The 20,259-nt window shown below is 68.6% G+C and carries 23 protein-coding genes and 1 pseudogene; 12 read left to right on the forward strand and 12 right to left on the reverse strand.

Annotated elements, in window-relative coordinates; translation table 11 throughout:
• Positions 1-192: 192 nt before the first annotated feature.
• The 5 genes from QOL69_RS05300 to QOL69_RS05320 form a co-directional block, all read right to left on the reverse strand.
• Entirely contained in the window at positions 193-498 is a 306-nt protein-coding gene (locus QOL69_RS05300) for a branched-chain amino acid transport AzlD family protein (protein ID WP_283404210.1), read from the reverse strand.
• Positions 499-572: 74 nt separating this feature from the next.
• Positions 573-1,202, reverse strand: a complete 630-nt coding sequence (locus QOL69_RS05305; RefSeq protein WP_283404211.1) for an AzlC family ABC transporter permease — start codon at positions 1,200-1,202, stop codon at positions 573-575.
• A 62-nt stretch (positions 1,203-1,264) separates the two neighbouring features.
• On the reverse strand, positions 1,265-2,062 hold the full coding sequence (locus tag QOL69_RS05310) for an RNA methyltransferase (RefSeq protein ID WP_283402316.1): 798 nt from the start codon (positions 2,060-2,062) through the stop codon (positions 1,265-1,267).
• Positions 2,059-2,649 carry a DUF8114 family protein gene (locus tag QOL69_RS05315; RefSeq protein WP_283402317.1) on the reverse strand — a complete coding sequence of 197 codons (591 nt, stop codon included), beginning with the start codon at positions 2,647-2,649 and terminating at the stop codon, positions 2,059-2,061. Before QOL69_RS05315 ends, QOL69_RS05310 begins: the two co-directional genes overlap by 4 nt.
• A 73-nt stretch (positions 2,650-2,722) precedes the next feature.
• Positions 2,723-3,103: a hypothetical protein gene (locus QOL69_RS05320; RefSeq protein WP_283402318.1), complete on the reverse strand. Its 381-nt coding sequence runs from the start codon at positions 3,101-3,103 to the stop codon at positions 2,723-2,725.
• Between the two features lie 137 nt (positions 3,104-3,240).
• Here QOL69_RS05320 and QOL69_RS05325 point away from each other — a divergent pair, with 137 nt between their 5' ends.
• Positions 3,241-3,816, forward strand: a complete 576-nt coding sequence (locus QOL69_RS05325) for a DUF192 domain-containing protein (protein ID WP_283402319.1) — start codon at positions 3,241-3,243, stop codon at positions 3,814-3,816.
• 57 nt (positions 3,817-3,873) lie between these two features.
• Here QOL69_RS05325 and QOL69_RS05330 read toward each other — a convergent pair whose 3' ends face one another.
• On the reverse strand, positions 3,874-4,104 hold the full coding sequence (locus QOL69_RS05330) for a hypothetical protein (protein ID WP_283402320.1): 231 nt from the start codon (positions 4,102-4,104) through the stop codon (positions 3,874-3,876).
• Positions 4,105-4,254: 150 nt separating this feature from the next.
• On the opposite strand from QOL69_RS05330, the gene folP reads away from it, so the two are divergent.
• Both folP and QOL69_RS05340 read left to right on the forward strand, forming a co-directional pair.
• Positions 4,255-5,511, forward strand: coding sequence for a dihydropteroate synthase (gene folP / locus QOL69_RS05335; protein WP_283402321.1), 1,257 nt, complete (start codon positions 4,255-4,257; stop codon positions 5,509-5,511).
• A 162-nt stretch (positions 5,512-5,673) separates the two neighbouring features.
• Positions 5,674-6,399, forward strand: coding sequence for a 6-hydroxymethylpterin diphosphokinase MptE-like protein (locus QOL69_RS05340; RefSeq protein ID WP_283402322.1), 726 nt, complete (start codon positions 5,674-5,676; stop codon positions 6,397-6,399).
• On the opposite strand, the gene QOL69_RS05345 is transcribed toward QOL69_RS05340, so the two are convergent.
• On the reverse strand, positions 6,396-7,181 hold the full coding sequence (locus QOL69_RS05345) for a creatininase family protein (RefSeq protein ID WP_283402323.1): 786 nt from the start codon (positions 7,179-7,181) through the stop codon (positions 6,396-6,398). The genes QOL69_RS05340 and QOL69_RS05345 overlap by 4 nt on opposite strands.
• A 121-nt stretch (positions 7,182-7,302) precedes the next feature.
• On the opposite strand from QOL69_RS05345, the gene QOL69_RS05350 reads away from it, so the two are divergent.
• The 4 genes from QOL69_RS05350 to QOL69_RS05365 all read left to right on the forward strand — a co-directional run bounded on the left by QOL69_RS05350 (position 7,303) and on the right by QOL69_RS05365 (position 10,770).
• Positions 7,303-7,707, forward strand: a complete 405-nt coding sequence (locus QOL69_RS05350) for a nascent polypeptide-associated complex protein (RefSeq protein WP_283402324.1) — start codon at positions 7,303-7,305, stop codon at positions 7,705-7,707.
• A complete protein-coding gene (locus tag QOL69_RS05355; RefSeq protein ID WP_283402325.1) occupies positions 7,704-8,444 on the forward strand; it encodes a methyltransferase domain-containing protein in 741 nt (246 codons plus the stop codon). The genes QOL69_RS05350 and QOL69_RS05355 overlap by 4 nt, the downstream gene beginning before the upstream one ends.
• A 43-nt stretch (positions 8,445-8,487) precedes the next feature.
• Positions 8,488-9,567 carry a transcriptional regulator TbsP domain-containing protein gene (locus QOL69_RS05360; protein WP_283402326.1) on the forward strand — a complete coding sequence of 360 codons (1,080 nt, stop codon included), beginning with the start codon at positions 8,488-8,490 and terminating at the stop codon, positions 9,565-9,567.
• An 81-nt stretch (positions 9,568-9,648) separates the two neighbouring features.
• The gene (locus QOL69_RS05365; RefSeq protein WP_283402327.1) at positions 9,649-10,770 is read left to right on the forward strand and encodes a pyridoxal phosphate-dependent aminotransferase; all 1,122 of its coding nucleotides are present in this window, start codon (positions 9,649-9,651) and stop codon (positions 10,768-10,770) included.
• Between the two features lie 25 nt (positions 10,771-10,795).
• Here QOL69_RS05365 and QOL69_RS05370 read toward each other — a convergent pair whose 3' ends face one another.
• Positions 10,796-11,815 (reverse strand): hypothetical protein, encoded by a 1,020-nt coding sequence (locus tag QOL69_RS05370; RefSeq protein WP_283402328.1) that lies wholly within the window; start codon positions 11,813-11,815, stop codon positions 10,796-10,798.
• 213 nt (positions 11,816-12,028) lie between these two features.
• Between QOL69_RS05370 and QOL69_RS05375 the strand changes: the two genes are divergently transcribed.
• From QOL69_RS05375 to QOL69_RS05385, 3 genes are all read left to right on the forward strand, one after another.
• Positions 12,029-13,231 carry a methionine adenosyltransferase gene (locus QOL69_RS05375; RefSeq protein ID WP_283402329.1) on the forward strand — a complete coding sequence of 401 codons (1,203 nt, stop codon included), beginning with the start codon at positions 12,029-12,031 and terminating at the stop codon, positions 13,229-13,231.
• A gap of 78 nt (positions 13,232-13,309) precedes the next feature.
• Positions 13,310-14,026 carry an SDR family NAD(P)-dependent oxidoreductase gene (locus tag QOL69_RS05380; RefSeq protein ID WP_283402330.1) on the forward strand — a complete coding sequence of 239 codons (717 nt, stop codon included), beginning with the start codon at positions 13,310-13,312 and terminating at the stop codon, positions 14,024-14,026.
• Between the two features lie 47 nt (positions 14,027-14,073).
• Positions 14,074-14,526 carry a DUF5804 family protein gene (locus QOL69_RS05385; RefSeq protein WP_283402331.1) on the forward strand — a complete coding sequence of 151 codons (453 nt, stop codon included), beginning with the start codon at positions 14,074-14,076 and terminating at the stop codon, positions 14,524-14,526.
• A gap of 34 nt (positions 14,527-14,560) precedes the next feature.
• On the opposite strand, the pseudogene QOL69_RS17285 reads toward QOL69_RS05385, so the two are convergent.
• The 4 genes and pseudogenes from QOL69_RS17285 to QOL69_RS05400 form a co-directional block, all read right to left on the reverse strand.
• Positions 14,561-14,692: pseudogene (locus QOL69_RS17285) on the reverse strand (multicopper oxidase family protein); the annotation flags it as partial.
• Complete coding sequence (locus QOL69_RS05390) at positions 14,680-15,588, reverse strand: ABC transporter substrate-binding protein (RefSeq protein WP_048076537.1); 909 nt, start codon at positions 15,586-15,588, stop codon at positions 14,680-14,682. The pseudogene QOL69_RS17285 and the gene QOL69_RS05390, both read right to left, overlap by 13 nt.
• A 164-nt stretch (positions 15,589-15,752) precedes the next feature.
• Positions 15,753-16,382 carry a nitrous oxide reductase accessory protein NosL gene (locus QOL69_RS05395; protein WP_283402332.1) on the reverse strand — a complete coding sequence of 210 codons (630 nt, stop codon included), beginning with the start codon at positions 16,380-16,382 and terminating at the stop codon, positions 15,753-15,755.
• Positions 16,383-16,477: 95 nt separating this feature from the next.
• Positions 16,478-17,269 carry a sulfite exporter TauE/SafE family protein gene (locus QOL69_RS05400; RefSeq protein WP_283402333.1) on the reverse strand — a complete coding sequence of 264 codons (792 nt, stop codon included), beginning with the start codon at positions 17,267-17,269 and terminating at the stop codon, positions 16,478-16,480.
• Between the two features lie 170 nt (positions 17,270-17,439).
• Between QOL69_RS05400 and QOL69_RS05405 the strand changes: the two genes are divergently transcribed.
• Positions 17,440-19,485: a NosD domain-containing protein gene (locus tag QOL69_RS05405; protein ID WP_283402334.1), complete on the forward strand. Its 2,046-nt coding sequence runs from the start codon at positions 17,440-17,442 to the stop codon at positions 19,483-19,485.
• A partial coding sequence (locus QOL69_RS05410; RefSeq protein ID WP_283402335.1) for an ABC transporter ATP-binding protein occupies positions 19,482-20,259 on the forward strand: 778 nt, incomplete at its 3' end. The genes QOL69_RS05405 and QOL69_RS05410, both read left to right, overlap by 4 nt.

Consider the following 20,259-nt stretch of genomic DNA (forward strand, 5'->3'; position numbering starts at 1 on the left):
TCGGCTACGCGGTGTGTGTCGTCGCGGCCGCCTCGTACGCGATCGCTCCGGTCCGCGGGGTCGTGACCGTCGAGCGCGCGCTCGTCGTCGCCGGAGTCGCCGGTCTCGCCGTCTTCGCGCTCGCGAGCCGGGACCCGGACCGGTTCGACTGACCGAGAGCGGTCTTCTCGGGCGGACGCCGGGCCGCCCGCCTCACGCGAACACGACGAATCGGAACAGCCACAGCGCGAGCATCCCGCTCGCGATGGTCGCGAACACGTTCTCGGTCCGCCACGCGACCGCGCCGGCGACGATGCCCGCGATCAGCCGCTCGTCGAGCAGCGTCGCGGCGACCGACGGACGCAGCGTCACCAGTTCGGGGAGGACGAGCGCCGCCAGCACCGCGGGCGGCACGTACCGCAGCGGGCGCTGGACGCGCGTCGGCACCCCGTCGATCCGTCCGAACAGGTGGATGAAGGAGAGCCGGATGCCGTAGGTGATCGCGCCGATCGCGAGGATGGCGACCCAGGCCCGCGGGGAGGCGACGAGTCCCCCGAGTCCGCCGGTCGCGACGAGCCCGCCGAGCGCGCCGGTCACGACGCCGTCACCTCCGTCGCCAGCCCGGCCGCGATCCCGCACAGCGCGCCGGCGAGCAGGCCGAGGTTGAGCGGGAGTCCGGTCGCGACGACCGCGACCGCGCCGCCCGCGACGCCGGCGACGGTGGTCGGCCGGTCCTTCATCGCGGGGACGAGGAGCGCGAGGAACACCAGCGGGACCGCGAAGGTGAGACCCCATGCGTCCGGCACGTTCGCGCCGAGGACGACGCCCGCGACCGTGCCGACCTGCCAGACGATCCACAGCGACGCGGCCGCGCCGAGGTAGTAGCGCCACCGGCTGCGCTCGGGGTTCTCGTCGAACTCGGCGACGGAGAGCGCGTACGCCTGATCCGTGAGCAGGTACGCGAGCCCCGCGCGGAGCCGACGGCCGTAGTCGGCGAAGTGGGGCGCGATGGAGGCCGAGTACATCAGCATTCGGAGGTTGATCACTGCGGCCGTGCCGACGACGACCGCGAGGGGGGCGTTCTCGCCGAGCAGCTCCAGCGCCGCCAGCTGGGACGCGCCCGCGAACACGATCACGGACATGCCGACCGCCTCTGCCAGCCCGAGTCCGGCGTCGACGGCGGCGATGCCGGCCACAAGCGCGAACGGCGCGATCCCGAGCATGAGCGGGGAGACGTCCCGCACGCCGGCCAGCAGGTCCTCGTCGAGCGGGAGGGCGGGCACGGCTATTCCTCCTGCGGGTAGACCGGCTCGTCGTACTTCGCCGCGAGGTGGTCGGCGTGTTCCAGCTTCGTGTTCGCCTTGCGGAAGGTGCCGAGCAGCGTGTGTATCTCGCGTTCCGTCGGGTGCGCCCGCCCGAGGAGCCGACGCATCAGCAGCGCGTTCTTCTCGCGGACGTGATCGCGCTGCCCCGTCGACGCGAGGAAGTCGTCGAAGAACTCGTGGAAGCGCTCCACGTCCGGTTCGGGGGCGCGTGTCACTTCGGTGTCGGGAAGCTGCGTCTCGTTCACCGTGAGATCGCGGAGTTCGTACAGCAGCACCGTGGCGGCCTGCCCGAGGTTGAGGACGGGGTAGTCGTCGTCGGCCGGGATCGAACATACCTCGTCGAGCCGCGAGAGCTCCTCGTTGTTGAGGCCGCGCCCCTCGCGGCCGAAGACGATCGCGGTCTGGGCGTCGACCGTCTTCAGCGACTCGCGCAGTTCGACGGGCGTCTTGAACGGGAACCGCTCGTGGCTGCGGTCGTCCTCCCCGGTGATCGCGGTGGTGCCGACCGTGTGGTAGTTCGCGACGACCTCGTCGAAGGTGACCTCCTCGGCGTTCGGCAACACGTCCTCGCGGGCGTGGCCGGCGAAGCCGTACGCCTCGCCGTCCTCCTTCAGCTCCGGCGGGTCGACCAGCTTGAGGTCGGTGAGACCGAAGTTCTTCATCGCCCGCGCGATGGTGCCGACGTTGCCCGGCGTCTCCGGCTCGACGACGACCACGACCGGTTTCCGGCGGTCGCTCGCCGCTTCCTCGCCGCTCATCGGTCGGACGGGTAGTCGGTCGAGAGGTCGAGGTCGGATTCCACGACTTCCTCGTCGGTCACCGTCTCGTCGTCGTCGGCCCGCTCGCCGGCGAGTTCGAGGATGTCGATCCGGTCGCCGTCGAACCCCTCTTCGAGCCGCTCTTGAACCTCCTGCTGGTCCGGGAGGTCGGGGAGTCCGCCGGGGTTCTCATCGACGTGCTCGACGGAGGCGTACCCCTCCGGGGCCTCGTTGCCCGCGGCGACCCACTCGTGGAAGCGGTCGGCGAACTCGACGGACCCCTTGTGGTCGCTGCCGCCCGCCTCGCGGAACCAGTAGAGCAGGTCCGGCTCGTGTTCGGGGCAGAGCAGGACCTCGCCGTCCGGCTCGCCGTACACGATCTCCGCCTCGTTACAGCGGTGGACCTCCGCCTCGCCGTAGTCGAGGTAACAGACGTCGCAGGGCTCCTCGACGAGGGAGACGAGCCGCAGGAGTCGCTCTCGGGAGTCCTCGGGGATCTCGTCGAGGGGCTTGAGCTCCTCGTCGCCGGTGAATATCTCGTCCTCCTCGAACCGCCAGCCGCGGAGGCCGATGCTCACTTTCGCCATGGTCACGCTACGCTCCGGCGGCGATAAAAGCGCGTCCTTCCCGGATCGGGCGTTCGTCACGCGGCGAGACGCGTTACCCCGCGGCCCGGAACCAGATCGCGGCCGCCGCCGACTCGCCGCCAGACCCGGCGACCGCCCCCGAAAAGCCGGGGTAGTCGACGACGAGGAACGCGAGAGCTAGCGCCGCCGCAAGCGCGCCGAAGCCGAGTGCTACCCGGTGGCGCGTCGTCGTCGAGAGCCCGAGGCGACCGCTGATTCGCTCGACTGCGAAGACGCCGGCGAACGCGAGGGCGAGTCCGACCCCGGAGACGTGACTTCCGCCGGGTGCGGACGCCTGATACAACAGGAGACCCGACAGCGCGACTGCCGAGCCGACGACGATCGCCGCACCGCCGACAACGGCCTCGTTGTCGGCCGTCGATCGAGGGCCCTCCGGGGCGCTTGAACCGACCATGTCGATCGGTCGTCGCCCGCGGGCATAATTTCCCCGGAGGCGCGCCGTGACGACGGAGGCCGCGTCGCGCTGGTCGCCGATCCCGTCCCGCGCGACCGACGCGGTCGCTTATGTTTGCGCGCCCCCTCGTCGCGACCATGCGACGGCGACGGCTCCTCGGACTGGCAGCGGCCGCGACCGCCGGGAGCGCGGCCGGGTGTCTGAGCGGTGGCCCGACGGAGAACGACGGGGGCGGGGAAGGCGGAGAGGACGGCGGTCGCGGAGACGGCTCGGACGGAGGCGACGGAGGCGGCATCGACTGGCCGACCGGCACATACGCCGACTACGAGACGACGACCGTGACAGTCGAGAGCCCGGAAGGCGACGAACTCGGATCGGTGACTGCGGCGATTGCGGACACGGGCCCGAAGCGGCGACTCGGCCTCAGCGACGCCGAGGCGCTCCCGGAGGACGGCGGCATGCTGTTCACCTACGGCTCGCCGCGCGACTCGCTCACCTACGTGATGCGCGAGATGGACTTCGGGATCGACATCGTCTACGCGGACGGCGACCGCGGGATCGTCGAGATCCACAACGCGCTCGAACCGGGTCCGAACGAGGACGGCGAGCAGCAGCGGTATCCCGGATCCGGACAGTACGTGCTGGAGGTTCCCTACGAGTGGACCGACCGACACGGCGTCGAGGTCGGCGACTTGCTGGCGTTCACGCTCTGAGGCTCCGAGTCCGCCGCTGTTCGAGAGGATTTCGCTCCGCGCCGCGGTCGGAACCCGTTATCGGCTTCGGTCGACGACCGCCGCGTCGCGCATCTCGATCCCCGGTTCCCGGGCGACGCCGACCGCCAGCGCGGCCGTCACGACGGCCAGGAGGGCGGCGACGGTCAGAAACACGCTCGCCACGCCGACCGCGACGAGGAGCGGGACCGCGAGCAGTTCGCCGGCGGCCGTCGCGAGGAGGGCCGCGAGCGCGAGTCCGTACAGCCGGTCTTCGGTTCGCGTCGTCATACGCTCCCTCGGTGACGGACGGGGTTAACGCGTGCGCGACGGCTGCCGTCACGTCTCACACCACCACACCTCCGAGACGTCGCGGCCGATCCCCCGGCGAGCGCGTCGGGCACTCGCCCCGTTTATGTCGCTCGCGCCCGTGGTGATGGTATGCAAAACGTGGACGCCGCGGGGCTGGGAATCGGCGACGACCACCCGCCCCGGATCATGGGCGTGCTCAACGTCTCCGCGGAGTCGCCGTACGACCCTAGCGTGTACGACGACCCGGGCGAGGCCGCGGCGTACGTCGACGAGGAGCTGATCGGCGAGGGCGCGGACATCGTCGACGTCGGGCTGGAGTCGGCGAACAAGGACCTCGACGTGCTCTCGGCCGAACAGGAACTGGACCGGCTCGACACCGCGGTCGAGACGCTGGAGTCGACCTCGGGCGACGCCGTCTGGTCGATCGAGACGCGCTACCACGAGGTCGCCGACGAGGCGATCTCTCGGGGCTTCGACATGATCAACGACATCTGCGGGTTCGCCGACCCCGAGATGCCCCGCGTCTGCCGCGAACACGACGTGGCGGTCTCGAAGATGGCCTCGCCCCCGGATCTCGAACGACCGGGCGCGATCGAGGATGTCGAAGAGATCTACGAGGCGCTCTCGATGAACGGGATCACCGATAAGACGATCCTCGATCCCGCCTTCGGCGGCTGGTCGGCCGAGAAGACCCATGAGGACGACCGCGAGACGTTCCACCGGCTCCGCGAGTTCCGCGGGTACGGCCGCCCGCTGCTCGTCTCGATCAACCGCAAGAGCTTCCTCAGGACCATCGCGGGCCGCAGCACCGAGGAGGCGCTCCCCGTCTCCCTCGCCGCCACGTCGATGGCGGTCGAGCGCGGCGCGCACGTGATCCGCACCCACGACGTGGCCGAGACGCGCGACGCCGCGCTCGTCGGTGCCGAGTTCGCCCGCGACCGCTACCGCTCCGGCCGCGGCTCCGACGGCGTCGCCGTCGAGGAACTCGACGTGACGACGGTCCGCGAGGCCGAGCGCCACCTCGACCGGATCGGCGCGGCGGGCGCGACGCAGGGAGACCGCAGCGCCGCCGAAAGCGCCGTCATGCGAACCTACGAGCTCTCGGGGCTCGACGACCCGGCGGTCGGCGCGCTCCGCGCCGCGACCGCCGGTCCCGACCCCGTCGCCGCCGCGTTCGCGCTCGGCGACTCGGACCGCGAGCGGCGCGAGACGACCGCCTCGGCGGCCGACGGCGGCGACGGGGTCGCCGGCGACGCGTCCGCCGCCGGCCGCCGCGGGCTCCTTATCGGGACGCCGTCCGCCGTCTCGGCGGTCAGAGAGAACGTATCCGGCGTTTCGGCGGATCTCGACGCCGCTCTCGACGACATCGCCCGACACGAAAGTTAAGAGAAAGTTTATGCCCTCGTGTAGACAACCGATCGACCGGACGCCGGAGGGGCACGCGGGTAGGGGTACTCTGTGCCACTCCGGGCCATACCATATCTCGACCGTCGAGCGGCCGCGCCGCGCCGCGCCGCGCCCGGCGGCCTCCCGGAGCGTGACTCGCCCGTGAACTTTTCGACCTTCGAACCCGTCTACGAGGCGATCCTCGCCGACTTCGGGTTCGACCGGTCCGCGGACGAGCGCGCCCGCGAGGTCGCCGCCGACCTCGCGACCCCGTTCCCCCTCGACCGCCTCGGCGACTGGCGCGGCGAGACGGTCGCCGTCGCGGGCGCGGCCCCCTGTCTCGGCGACGAGATCGAACTCGCCCGCGACGCCGACGTCGTCGTCGCCGCCTCCACCGCGGTCGACGTCCTCGCGGACCGCGGCGTCGCCGTCGACTGTATGGTGACCGACCTCGACAAGAACCCGGAGACCGCGGCGGAACTGACCCGCGAGGGCGTCCCCGTCGTCGCGCACGCCCACGGCGACAACGTGCCCGCGGTCCGCGAGTGGCTGCCGCGCTTCGCGGACGAGTGGACGCTGGCGACGACGCAGGCGGCCCCGGTCGGTCCCGTTCGCAACACCGGCGGGTTCACCGACGGTGACCGCGCCGCGTTCCTCGCCGACCACGTCGGTGCCGGCGAACTGACCTTCCCCGGGTGGGAGTTCGACGACCCCGACGTCGACCCGATGAAGGCGCGGAAGCTCGGCTGGGCCGCCCGACTGCTGCGCTGGCTCGAACGCCGCCGCGGCGAGCGGTTCGCGGTCTTGGACGGGCGACGCGAGCCGGCGGACGAGGCGCTCGAAGAAATTCTCGGCGAGGGGTTCGAGGGCGACCGCGGCGACGGCTAAGCGTCCTCGCGCTCCACCCGCGGCTCCGGGAACAGCTCGTCGCGGTCGCGGTCGCCGATCCACTCGGCCAGCTGAACCAGCTGGTCCGCGGCGGCCTCGAACAGGCGTTCGCTCTTCTCCGGGGTCACGTCGGTCGGGTCCCCGAACGCCCCGTTCGCGGAGTTGTCGATCGAGTCGTAGAACGTGCGCGCGCCGTGGACGACCGCGTCCGAGTCGTCGAGGTCGACGAGGCCGCCGTCGCGGGCGTCCTCCAGTCGATCTTCGCGGACGAGGTCGGGCGCGATGTGGGTGATCATGGCCGTCTCCTTCGGGCCGGCGTGCGGGCCGTTGCGCTCGAACAGCTCGTCGACCAGCTCCGGGATCGACTCGTCCCACATCCACTCGACGGCGTACGCGACCTCGTCCTCGTGGAGCCGCCGACCGACCTCCCGGAGGTGCTGGACGTTGCCGCCGTGGGCGTTGACGAACACTACGCGGTCGATGCCGTGGTACGCGAGGTTCCGGGAGAAGGACTCGACGTAGTCGCGGAACTCGGGCGGGTCGACCCACATCGTCCCCGGGAACTGCCGGTGGTGCGGGCTGACGCCGACGTTGATCGTCGGCGTTCGGAACGCGTCCGAGCGGTCGGCGGCCGCCGTCGCGAGCGCCTCGGCGATCAGGTGGTCGGTCGCCAGCGGGAGGTGCGGGCCGTGCTGTTCGGTCGATCCGAGCGGGACGAGCGCGACGGAGCCGGGAGACAGCGCGTCGCCGAGCTCCGGCCAGGTGTGGTCCGCGAGGTACATATCTCGACGACGCCGGCCGGACGTATCAAACCGCCGTCTCCGGCGGAACCGGCCGGCGCGAACGCGCTCCGTCTGGCCCGTGTCGACACCCTTTTTGTGTCCTCCGGCCGAACCGGCGACCATGTTCGGAGGCGGCGGCATGAACCCGCGAAAGATGAAACAGATGATGAAACAGATGGGGATCGACGTCGAGGAGCTCGACGCCGAACGGGTCGTCATCGAGACGGCCGACGGCGACGACCTCGTCTTCGACGGCGCGCAGGTCACCAAGATGGACGCGCAGGGACAGGAGACCTACCAGATCGTCGGCTCACCGGACGCGGTCGCCGACGCAGGCGGCGCGACCGCCGTCGAGGGCGACGCGGACGACCCGGCCCTCGACGACGGCGACGACGCGGACGACGGGATCCCCGAGGAGGACATCGCGCTGGTCGCCCAGCAGGCCGGCGTCTCGAAGGCGGACGCCCGAGAGGCGCTGGAGGATGCCAACGGCGAGCCGGCCCGGGCGATCTCGAACCTGCAGTGACGGACGCCGCGTACCTGCTCGTCCACGAGGACCGGGAGTACTTACTGGAGCCGGGCGAGGAGTTCGGCACCGACCTCGGCGTGATCGAGGTCCCCGAGGACGTCGCGGCCGGCGACGAGGTCGAGACCCACCTCGGCACCGTCTTCGAGGTCCGCGCGCTCCGCGGCCCGGATCTCTTCAACCACCTCGAACGGACCGGCGCGCCGATGATGCCCCGCGACGTGGGGCTGGTGATGGGCCACACCGGCGCGTCCGGCGGCGACCGCGTCCTCGACGCGGGCACCGGAACGGGCATCCTCGCCGCGTACCTCGGCCGCGCCGGTGCCGACGTCACCACCTACGAGGTCGACCCCGAGTTCGCCGAGGTCGCCCGCGACAACACGGTGACCGCCGGCGTCGCGGACCGCGTCGAGGTACGGACCGGCGACCTCACCGAAGAGCTGGACGCGCTCGCCGACGGCGAGCCGTTCGACGCCCTGACGCTCGACACCGGCGACGCCCCCGCCGTGGTCGAGCGCGCCGACGAACTGCTCGCGCCCGGCGGCCGCCTCGCGGTGTACTCCCCGTTCGTCGAGGGGACCCGGGAGGCGGCCCTCGCCGCGCGCGAGGCCGGCTTCGACGAGGTCGAGACGCTCGAAACGATCCAGCGCGAGATGGACTTCTCCGACCGCGGCTCGCGCCCCTCCACCGCCGGCGTGGGCCACACCGGCTACCTCGTGTTCGCGCGGGCACCCTGACGCCGCCGCAACGCTCTTTCGGATCGCGGCTGTCACCGACGGTGTGGTCGACGACGACAGCGGGGCCGAGACCGCTCCGGACGCCGCGAGCGACGACGCCGTCACCGACACCGCCGCCACCGCCGCCACCAACACCGCCGCCACCTCCAGCGACGCGCTCGCCGCCGCGACGGAGGTCGCCGACGCTTTCCCCCGAGACGACGACCCGCTCGCCGAGGCGGCCGAGACGGCCCTCTCCGACCGCTCTGGGGTCGTCGCGGTCGGCGTGCCGCTTCGGCTGCTCCCGTCGATTCTGGCGGCCCGCGGGCGGTCGTCGGGACCGCCGTGGCGGGTCGCGTGTCGCCCGGGGGTCGCCGACGCGCTCTCTCGGGCGCTCGTCCTCGGCACCGCGGTCGCCGAGGCGGTCGAGACGGACGCGATCCGGATCCGGACCGGTCGAGCCCTCGATCACGAGACGGGCGGCACGCTGTTCGCGAGTTCGGACCGCGTCGACGCGGTCGTCGGTCCCCGGGGCGATCGGACGCTCGCGACGACGACGGTCGACGACTCCGGAGCTGCGCCCGCGACCGGCGCGCGAGAGACGCTCGACGGGACGTACGCCGCCGCCGAGTCGCGGTTCGACGCGGCGACGGCCGAGCCGGTCGGGATGCCCTCGCGGCGGCGACTGCTCGCCGCGGCGCGCGAGGTCCTCGACGACCGCTTCGCCGACGACGTGGCCGCTGTCTTGGAGTCGCTCGACCCCGGAGCGTTCGGCCGCACGGGCGAGCTCACGGACCGGACGCTGCTCGTCGCGCTCGCGGCGCGACACGACCACCTCTTCCGCGACCTCCGCCGGTGGGTCGGGGTCGACGGCGTCGGGATCGCCCCCGCACAGGAGTTCACCCGCGACCGACACGCGCTCGTCGAGCGGGAGCTGATCGAGTCGATCAAGGTGCCGATGGGACCGGGGCGGCCGATGTTCCGGCTCCGCGCGGTCGACGACGCCCTACTGCGCGCGCAACCCGAGGAGGTCCCGAGCATCCTCGAAGGGCGGTTCGCGCTGCCGACCGACGCGGACGGCCGGATCCGCAGCGACGCGAGCCGCGACGGCCGCCGACCGGTCTGGGAGCGGCGGCGGTGGTGACCGCCGCCCGTCGCGGAACGCTGACGCGTCGGTCGATCCGACGTGACAAGAACTAACTCTCGGCGGCGCGCTCACACGAGTATGACGACGTTCTCCGACAGGGTCGAGCGGATCTCGATAAGTGGGATCCGCGAGGTGTTCGAGGCGGCCGGCGACGACGCGATCAACCTCGGGCTGGGCCAGCCCGACTTCCTGACGCCGGACCACGCGCGTCGGGCCGCCGTCGACGCTATCGAGTCGGGCAAGGCGGACGCCTACACCGAGAACAAGGGGACTCCGTCGCTGCGTGAGGCGATCGCCGAGAAACACCGCGCCGATCAGGGGATCGACCTCGACCCCGCGAACGTCATCGCGACCGCCGGCGGCAGCGAGGCGCTTCACATCGCGCTGGAGGCGCACGTCGACGCGGGCGACGAGGTGCTGATCCCGGACCCGGGGTTCGTCTCCTACGACGCGCTGACGAAGCTGACCGGCGGTGAGCCGGTCCCCGTGCCGCTCCGCGACGACCTCACGATCGACCCGGCGGCGATCGAGGCGGCGATCACCGACGACACCGCGGCGTTCGTCGTGAACTCCCCCGGCAACCCCACCGGCGCGGTCTCCTCCGAGGAAGACGTCCGCGAGTTCGCGCGGATCGCCGACGAGCACGACGTGCTCTGCGTCTCCGACGAGGTGTACGAGTACACCGTCTTCGACGGCGAACACCGCTCGCCGATGGAGTTCGCCGAGACGGACAACGTCGTGGTCGTCAACTCCGCCTCGAAGCTGTTCTCGATGACCGGCTGGCGGCTCGGCTGGGTGTACGGCGCAGAGGAGCGCGTCGAGCGCATGCTCCGCGTCCACCAGTACGCGCAGGCCTGCGCGTCCGCCCCGGCGCAGTACGCCGCGGAGGCCGCGCTGCGCGGCGATCGCGACGTGGTCGAGGAGATGACCGCCTCCTTCCGGCGTCGGCGAGACCTCCTCCTCGACGGCTTCGACGAGATCGGTCTCGACTGTCCGACGCCGCAGGGAGCGTTCTACGCGATGCCCCGCGTCCCCGACGGGTTCGTCGACGAGTGTCTCGACCGCGGCGTGGTCGTCGTCCCCGGCGAGGCGTTCGGCGAGGGCGGAGCGGGCCACGCGCGGATCTCGTACGCGACCGACGAGGCGCAGCTCCGCGAGGCGCTCGACGTGATGGGCGAGGCGTACGAGGCGACGCGCTGAGGCGGGCTCGAACCGACTCGCCCGGTCAGTCGTCCCCTTCGTCCAGAATTCGGAGGTAGCGCTCGTAGTACTCCTCGTCGTGCCGGATCATCTCCTCGCCGGTCTCAACGCCGCCGCCGTCCTTTCGGACGTTTCCGTCGATGTAGGGGCGCGCGTCGAGCGCCCGGAGCAGTTCGACGTACGCGTCGGAGTACGGGTACGTCTCAGCGTACTCGTCGGTCGCCGCCCGTCGGAGGATCCGGTCGGCCTCCGCCGAGAGTTCGTCGGACCCGATTCTGGGACCGACGAGCCTCGCCCGAAGGATCGCCTCCATCCGCTCGGGACGCTCCGCGACCGGCTCCGCGGTCGGCCGGTAAACGGCCTCGTGAAAGCGCTCCCGCTCGACTTCCACCCGATACGTGTTGTCCCGGTAGACGACGCGTTCGGGGCCGTCGTCGCGGAGCAGCGCGCTCTCCGTGCGGGCGGTCCCGTCGCGGTACGCGTAGCCGCCCCGCTGGACCAGCCCCACGGGGTACCCGCCCACGTTGCCGCGGGCTCGTGCGGCGAAGTGCGCGATCTGGACCGCGCGCTGGTCGGCGTCGGGGAGCTTTTCGCCTTCGTCGGCGTCGACCGCCGACTCGCCGCCGCCGTCCGTTGAGTTCGGATCGCTGTCGCCGTCGACCTCGAAGAGCCGGAGGACCGGGTAGGTCTCGGCGACCTCGTCGACGACGACGGAGCCGAGCCGGTAGTGGGTGCCGTCCCGACGCACGTACGCCGGATCGTCCACCCCCGCGAAGAACGGTTTGCGGTACTGGGTCGTGTACTCCTCGCCCGCCAGCGCGGCGTTGAGCGCCGCCTCGTCCCACTCTTCGGCCGGATCGTCGGAGTCGCGCACGTATCGGTCGCGAAGCGACCCGTCGACTCGGGAGAGCGAGAGCCCCAGTTCCGCTCCACCGTCGTCGCTCGGGTCGTCGCTATCCGTTCCGAGACAGCCCGCGACGACGCCGATGCCGCCCGCGACTGCGCCGGCGAGGAGCCGACGCCGAGACGACGTGAGTTCGTCCATACCGGACGTACCGGGAGGCGACGGAAAGCCGTTGCCGAAACACAAACGCTCGTTTGCGTGACCGCGAGGCGTCGGGACGCGGTTCTCGACGGATCGCCCGTCCGCCTTACCGCCGATCTCCGCGGCCCGAGCGAACTGAATTACTGAAAGTAATATACTGGTGGCAGAGCGTTTCCGCAAGTTATACTGTCAGCGGTGGAGTATCGAAGCGTAATGGACCGAAACATACAGGTAAGTCGCCTCGACCGACAGGCGGTCGAGGACCAGGAGGTCGAGATCGTCGAGCGAAAGGGGATCGGTCACCCCGACTCGATCTGCGACGGCGTCGCGGAGTCGGTCTCGCGGGCGCTCTCGCAGCTCTACTTGGACCGCGTCGGTAAGGTGCTCCACTACAACACCGACGAGACGCAGCTGGTCGCCGGCCGCGCCGCGCCCGCGTTCGGCGGCGGCGAGGTCGTCGAGCCGATCTACATCCTCATCGTCGGCCGCGCCACGAAGGAGTACGACGGCGAGCAGCTCCCGGTCGACTCGACCGCGCTCGCGGCCGCCCGCGACTACCTCTCAGAGGCGATCCCGGAGCTGGAGTACGGTACCGACGTGGTCATCGACGTGAAGCTCGGCGAGGGCTCGGGCGACCTCCAGGACGTCTTCGGCGAGGAGACTCAGCAGGTCCCGATGGCCAACGACACCTCCTTCGGCGTCGGGCACGCCCCGCTCACCGAGACGGAGACGATCGTCCGCGAGGCCGAGCGCGCGCTCAACAGCCCGTACCACGACGATCACCCCGAACTCGGCCCGGACGTGAAGATCATGGGCAAACGCGAGGGCGACCGGATCGACATCACCGTCGCCGCCGCGATGGTCGACGCCTACGTCGACGGCCTCGACGAGTACGACGACGCGGTCGAAAACGTCCGCGAGTACGTCGACGACCTCGCCCGCGAGTACACCGACCGCGAGGTACACGTCGACGTCAACACCGCCGACGACTACGACGAGGGCTCCGTCTACCTCACCGTCACCGGCACCTCCGCCGAGCAGGGCGACGACGGCTCGGTCGGCCGCGGCAACCGCGCGAACGGACTCATCACCCCGAACCGCCCGATGTCGATGGAGGCGACCTCCGGCAAGAACCCCGTCAACCACATCGGGAAGATCTACAACCTCCTCTCGACCCGCGTCGCCGAGTCCGTCACGAGCGAGGTCGACGGCATCCGCGACCTTCAGGTCCGACTGCTCTCGCAGATCGGCCGCCCGATCGACGAGCCGCACGTCGCCGACGCGCAGATCGTCACCGAGGACGGCGTCGAACTGGGCGACATCGAGGACGACGTCCTCGCCATCGTCGACCGCGAGCTGGCCGACGTGACCGACGTGACCCGCAGCGTCATCGAGGGCGACGTCTCGACGTTCTGACGACGGCCCGCGAGCGGTCGCACACTCTGAAGGTGACCGGCCCGGGGTTTCTACTCGCGACGCGCCGTACCGATCGACATGGCAGACACGCCGACGGGAGTCGAACTCAAACCCGACTTGACCGACGACGTCGCCCTGGTCACGGGCGCGACCCGCGGGATCGGGGCCGAGATCGCCGCGAACCTCGCCGATCTGGGAGCGACCGTCTACGCCGGGGCGCGCGATCCCGACGACGTTACCGCCGTAGACCAGCACGCGGTCCGGCTCGACGTGACCGAGGACGGCGAAATTCGGGACGCCGTCGACCGGATCGAACGCGAGCAGGGCGCGCTCGACGTCCTCGTCAACAACGCGGGCGTGTTCCCGCGGTCGGAGTCCCTCCACGAGATGGACGTCGCCGACTTCGACGACACGATGGCCGTGAACCTCCGCGGACCGGTCGTCCTGACGAAGCACGCGCTGCCGCTGCTTCTGGAGGGGGCCGGCGGTCGCGTCGTGACCCTCTCGTCGGGGCTCGGTCAGTTCACGGACGGACAGATGGACGGCGGCTATCCGGCCTACCGGCTCTCGAAGGTCGGCGTCGGCGGACTGACGGCGTACCTCGACGGCGAGTACGGCGATCAGGGACTCATCGCGAACGCCGTCTCCCCGGGCTGGGTGCGGACGGACATGGGCGGGGACGAAGCGCCCCGGACGCCCTCGAAGGGTGCCGAGACGCCGGTCTGGCTCGCGCGCTTCGCGCCGGGGAGCCCCGCCGGCCACCTCTGGAAGGACCGCGAGCGGATCCCGTGGTAGCGTCCCCGACCGCAACCGATTTCACCGCGCCGGGTGACCGCCGACGTGTGACGCGGGTGTGTCTCCTCGGCGACCCGGACGCGGAGCTCTCCTACGAGCTGCTCTCCCGCGAGACCGCGCGGGACGCGCTCGCCACCTACCGGATCGAGGAGCCGTTCGAGAACAGCGTCGCCGTCGACACCGTGAGCCTCGGGGCCGCCGTCTCGCTCTTGAACGACCTCGACTGGTACCTCGCTCGCTTCGTCGAGGAGGCGCTGGTGTTGGAGCCGTCCGTCTCCCCCGACGAGTGGCTCTCGCGGGACCTGGCCCGCGAGGTCCGCGACGGCGCGGTCCCCCCGGAGGAGACCGACCAGCGGCTGAAGGTGTTCGGCCTCGTCGACGGCCGCCCGGTCGAGCCGCTGTTCGTTCGACGGCGACAGGGCGAGACGCCCGAGTACGACCTCCGCGACGTCGACGAGACGGTCATCGTCCGTGTGAGCGAGTCGGAGTTCTCCGGGTAGGTGGAGGGTCCGGAATGGGCCGCGTTTCCCGAATTTAGTCCTCGTAGCCCGCCAGATCCATCATCGAGGCGAACTGCTCGGTGTCGGTGACGCTGTCGTACACCATCCCGCCGATCATCCCGCCGGGGTAGGTGTCGCCGTTCATGGCGTGGTTCACCCTGTAACATTCGTCTCTGTTTGCCAGTCGCTCGGGATGTACTGCCCAAACTCTGGTTCCTGTGAGGGTGTAAGAGAACGAAATGCCCTTTTATCAGCTATTCGGAACTCACTAATCTGGGTCTGGGCAGGACCAGTAAGATAGCCAACGAAGGCCATCGCTAGCGGGTACGCTACGTCGTGGCGGGCAGGGTTGACAGGGATCACCGCGTACTCATTCCGAAGTAGCGCTGGTGGGCTCTCGATCCCATAATTGACGTGTGCCTCCAGTGTATCCTCAATGACGTTGAGGAACGTCCCACGGTCGCTTAGGGTGTACGCTTCGGTTTGGGTCGCTAGGTTCAGCGTATTCCCCATTCCCTGGCCCGTTTCGCTGTACCACGACCCACTCGGGTCAATGCCTGCTTCGGCCCACAATTGACGCTCACGAAGATGCGTTCCGGAGCGGTCGCCCCGAGACAAGAACCTGACTTCAGCCTCAGCAATGCGTTGGAACGTAGTAACCGGGTCCTCGCCTGCGATATTGGCCGGGTCATCTGCCGGTCCAACCACTACGAAATCGTTAACCATCACCTGTCGACGGTTGATTCCGGCCCCGGTTCGGAGAAATTCGTCTTCAAGTGGCCGAGCGTGGACGATAACAACATCACAGTCACCAGCTCGGGCCGTCTGCAAGGCTCCGCCAGTCCCGCGGACCACGGTATCGACCTGCGTCCCGAACCGGTCTTGAAATCCAGGGAGAAGTTCATCGAGAAGCCCGCTATCGTGGGTAGTCGTTGCAGTCGCAAGCGTCAGCGTGTCTCCCGTTACATCCGGGGCATCAGCGGTAGAAGAGTTAGTTAAACATCCAGCAAGCGAGATGGTCCCACTGATACCCACTGCCTGAAGATACCGCCGACGGTCCATATGAATTATAACTAATTCTGGCTACGTAATATAGTTATGTTATAATATACACTTACACAGTTCGATAAGTGATAGCTATCACCTGTACTGAACGATTGAGGTGTGAAACTATCAATTGCTGAGGATTTCAACAAAGCCAATGAAATCTAAAGGGAGGCGTTAATTCACCCCATCCCAGTCATTTGGATCCCCTCAACGAGTTGTCTGTCGATCTCATCATACCCGAGAGTCCGCCCACCGTAATCCTCCGCGAACGTTTCAGCTTCATCACTGTCAGAGAACGGCAGTAGGTCCGGGCCCATTCCCCCCATCACGTCCGTTTTGACGGCGTAGGTGAGACCAGTCGCATCCGCAAAGGTATCCGGTGCGGTCGGCGCTGGCATCTTCTTCCGTTCCGTTCCTTCGGGGATCTCCCAGTTGACGCGAGAGTAGTCCGTGACGTAGATCGCGGTCGCCTCTGCACCGTCATCCACCATGTTGAAGTGATACGGAAAGAGCCCGTGTGCGAGCGTGTGGAACCAAGCGAGGTGGGCTGTATTTTCAGCGTCCTCGGCGGGTCCTTGTCTGGGTTCTGGCTCTGCGTCGGCGTAGAAAACCTGTCCATTAGGCCCGCCGTGACCTCCGATCACCATTCCGCCTTGGTAGTCCGTTTTCTGCCCCGACAGATCTACTGGATCAGGAACCGACTCGGCAGAGTTTCCGAGACAGCCGGCGAGACCCATCGCGACTCCTGTACCGATCGCGTGAACAGCGTGTCGACGCGACACCGAACGCTGGCCAAACTTGAGGTCCATACGTTACTGTTCGGCCACATACGGAATTCCATTCTGGTGCGGCCGTCGAACGCCAGCTGCTTACTGAGGCGAGTGGCCTACAGAACGTGTCGGTGTCACATCCCGCCGAGCGGCTGGTAGTGCGGGAACATCGGGTGCGGGAGATGGACGCCGAGCGCCATCAGTCCGTGTGCGAACAGGACGTACCCCAGCACGACGAACACGACACCGAGCAGCCGATGGACGCGACGCCGGTGGGTGACATCGATCGACTGGATGACGGTTCCGTAGAGGAAGACGGCCGGAATCGTCCCGACACCGAGGGCACCGAGAGCGATCCCGCCGGTCGTCGGGGAGCCGCTCGCGAAGGCGAACAGGTACGCGGGATACAACATTGGGCAGGGGAGAAATGCGTGAACGGCACCGAGACCGACGATACTCGGGCTGTTCACGTGGCGATGAACTCTCGCTGCGAGCCACGACGTTACGCGCTGGACGCCCGGTATGCGAATATCGCCGCCGCTTCCCCCGATAACGTACCGAACCCCTGTCGCCACGATGAACCCACCCACTATGAGGCCCACGGTACCTCGTAGGAGGCCGGCGACCGGTGTCAGCTGGTCGGCAGTGACGAACACGACGCTCCCGAGCGCACCGAAGGCGGCCCCGAGAACCGCGTACGTCGTCGCCCGGCCGACGTTGAACAGGAAGTGCTGTCGAACTTCGTAGGTCGTGAGATGTCCGGCCCGTCCATCGTTGACCGTCGCGGTGCCGCCGTCCGGCTGCGGCGTCATCTGTTTCGAGTACATCGTGACGAGCGGACCACACATTCCGATACAGTGTGCGCCGCCGAGGACGCCGATGAGAACGAACAGCGCGACGTCGATCCGGAACAGCGACTCGATCATACGTAGTGTCAGTTACCGACCGGCTTGTGTCGTCTGGTACGATCCTCGATAAACAGATCCAGTCGAGTGCCGCGATGACAGCTGGGAATTTTTGCTCTGCGGACCCCGCAATCGTGCGCGTTCGAGAGTCACACCAGATTCGATAAGTCACCACAGACCGACGTGATCGTGTGGCAGTTTTCGCTCCCGATGACAACCGGTCGCGACATGTTCGCCTCGCGGTTGCCGCGATCATGACCCTCGCCGTGGTCGTAACTGCGGGTGCATTTGTCGCTGATCCGGCCGAGTCGGTTCCCGATCCGGTGGCGTACGACGACACCACCGAACTGGGGCTCTCGTCGGAGACCGACGCGATGATGGCCGGAAACGCAACGCTCCCGCGGACGCAGGTGTTCTACTCGCAGCTACAGTACGTCGTCGGATACAACGGGATCGGTTCGTTCGTGACATCCCTGTCGGACGGACGGACCGAGCGCCAGTTCGGCTACCCGCTCGTCGCGTACGTCGAGACCTTCGATCACCAAAATCCGGACACGACCAGCGACGGGCTGTTCACGGCGACCGGAGCCGGCGGGTGGACTCCGGCCGAGGAAGCGCACTACGTCGTCGACAGCGACGTCCGCATGCCGGCTGGCGAGGCCGTGATCCCCTTCCGAAGTCGAGACGCGGCCGAGTCGTTCGCGGCCGATTATAACGGATCGGTGGTCGGCTGGGAATCAGTCCGGAACCGCTCGTTCGACGTCGACTCCGCAGCGACGGTGCGGTCGCTCGCACCGAGTCGGTGGCAGGCGGCCAACGATCGGATTGCGAGGGCGGAGCGGACTGCGAACCGCCCCGTTTCGGTGGTCGTCGGGGAAGACGAGCCGACGATCGACGCGGCGGTCGCGGCGGCCCCGTCGAACACGACGGTCGTCGTCCCAGAGGGAGAATATCATGAGACGGTGACGGTCAACGAATCCGTAACTATCGCGGGCGACGGCGCGCGGATCAGCGGCGACGGCAACGGATCGGTCGTCACCGTTCGCGCGGCCGATGTCGCCATCCGGGGACTCCGGATCGACGGTGTCGGAAACCGGACGCGAGATCCGGAGGCGGCACCTACCTCTAAAGACGAGGCGTGGGACGCGAACATCCAGAGCGGGTACGGCCACGGCGACGCCGGGATCCGAGCGATTGCCGCATCGGGGCTCGTCGTCGACGACGTCGCGATAGAAACGAACGCGAGCGGGCTCCTGTTGCGCGAGGGTTCACATGCGGTCGTCCGCGACCTCCGCGTCGACGGGTCCGAGACGTGGCAGGACGGGTTCATGGGAATCACGGGGATGGAGTCGCGTGTAACCGTGACTGATAGCCGGTTTGAGGGCGGTCGTGACGGGATCTACCTCCATCGCGCGGACGGCTCGATCATCCGGAACTCGACGTTCATTGACAACCGGTACGGCATCCATCTCATGTTCACCGGCGACGCGCTGGTCGCGGACAACACCGCCCGAAACGAACTGTTCGCGGGGGTCACCGTGATGACCCGTCCTTCAGGGAACGCAATCGTCGGCAACGACGTGCGCAACTCTAGTGCGGGAATCCAGTCGTCGGGAACGCGAACGTACATCGGGTACAACACGCTCGTCGGTAACGAACTCGGGTTCTCGACGAGTGCGCGCGGGTCGCTGTACGAACACAACGTGGTCGCCGACAACGAACTCGGCGCGCGTGCGACGACGATCGTCCCGTCGAGTCGTGTCGTGGCAAACGACTTCGTCGGCAACGAAAACCACGCTGCCGCCGGTGCGGGCGCGCTTCGCGTCTGGGCTAACGGTGATCGCGGTAACTACTGGGAGGGAGCGAATGTTGGGCAGCAATTGTTTGGCGAGCGAGCGTATCGCCCGACCTCACCGGTTGATTCCGCGCTCCACCGCGAGGCATCGGCTGTTACCGTGCGCGAGTCGCCCGCGGCAGTTCTACTCGATCGACTCCGCGGCACCGTCCCCGGTGCCCGCTCCGGAAGCATCATCGACCCGATACCGGCGTCTGAGCCATACAATCCCGAACGAATCGACGCGGTGACTGGACCCGATGCCGAACGCGAAGGATCGGTCCACGCGGACTGGAGAGCAGAACTCGGCTCGCTCACCGGTGAGCAGGACACGACTCATGAGAACACGACGGACCAGAATACGACAAATCGGAACAGCGCCAGAGTGGGTGATTACAGATGAGTGAGCGCGTGCTCGCGGAGGTCGTCGACCTGACTCGGACCTACGGCGGGATCCGGGTTCTCGACGAGGTCTCGCTCTCGATCACTTCCGGCATCACCACCGTCGTCGGTCCGAACGGCTCCGGGAAGTCGACGCTGCTCGGCGTCCTCGCGGGAGCGGTCGAGCCGACCGCGGGAGCGGTGCGGTACGCTCACGAGGGCAGTACTGACGACGGGAGTGACAAGCGGATCGGCTATCTCCCGCAACGGGTCCCGTTTCGTGGTGAGTTCACGGCCCGAGAGACCCTCGGCTTCTATGCAGCGCTCGTCGGTGACAATCCCGACGCGGCGCTGGCGGACGTGGGACTTGCCGACGCAGGCGACAAGCGCGTCTCGGCGCTCTCAGGTGGAATGCGACGCCTCCTCGGGATCGCACAGGCGACGCTTGGCGACCCGGCGATTGCGGTGCTCGACGAGCCGACAAGCGGGCTCGATCCGGAGATGCGCGAGCGAGCATTCCGAGCCGCAGCGGCCCGTGCGAGTGACGACACTGCCGTCGTCGTCAGCTCCCACGACCTCGACCTCGTCGACACGTACGCCGACGACGTTGTCGTGCTCGACCGCGGTCGCGTGGCCGTGGCGGGCTCCCGCGATCGCCTGGTGGATGACTACGGCGTCGACGACGTGAAGGGTCTGTACCGCGCGGTCGTCAACGATAGAGTGAGCGCCGAGAGCGATATCGATACCGGTGACACAGACGGCGACGACGACTCCAAGGACGTGAATGAGGCTGCGC

Origin of the sequence: Halorubrum sp. DM2, from assembly GCF_901686465.1 — an archaeon.
Lineage (GTDB): Archaea > Halobacteriota > Halobacteria > Halobacteriales > Haloferacaceae > Halorubrum.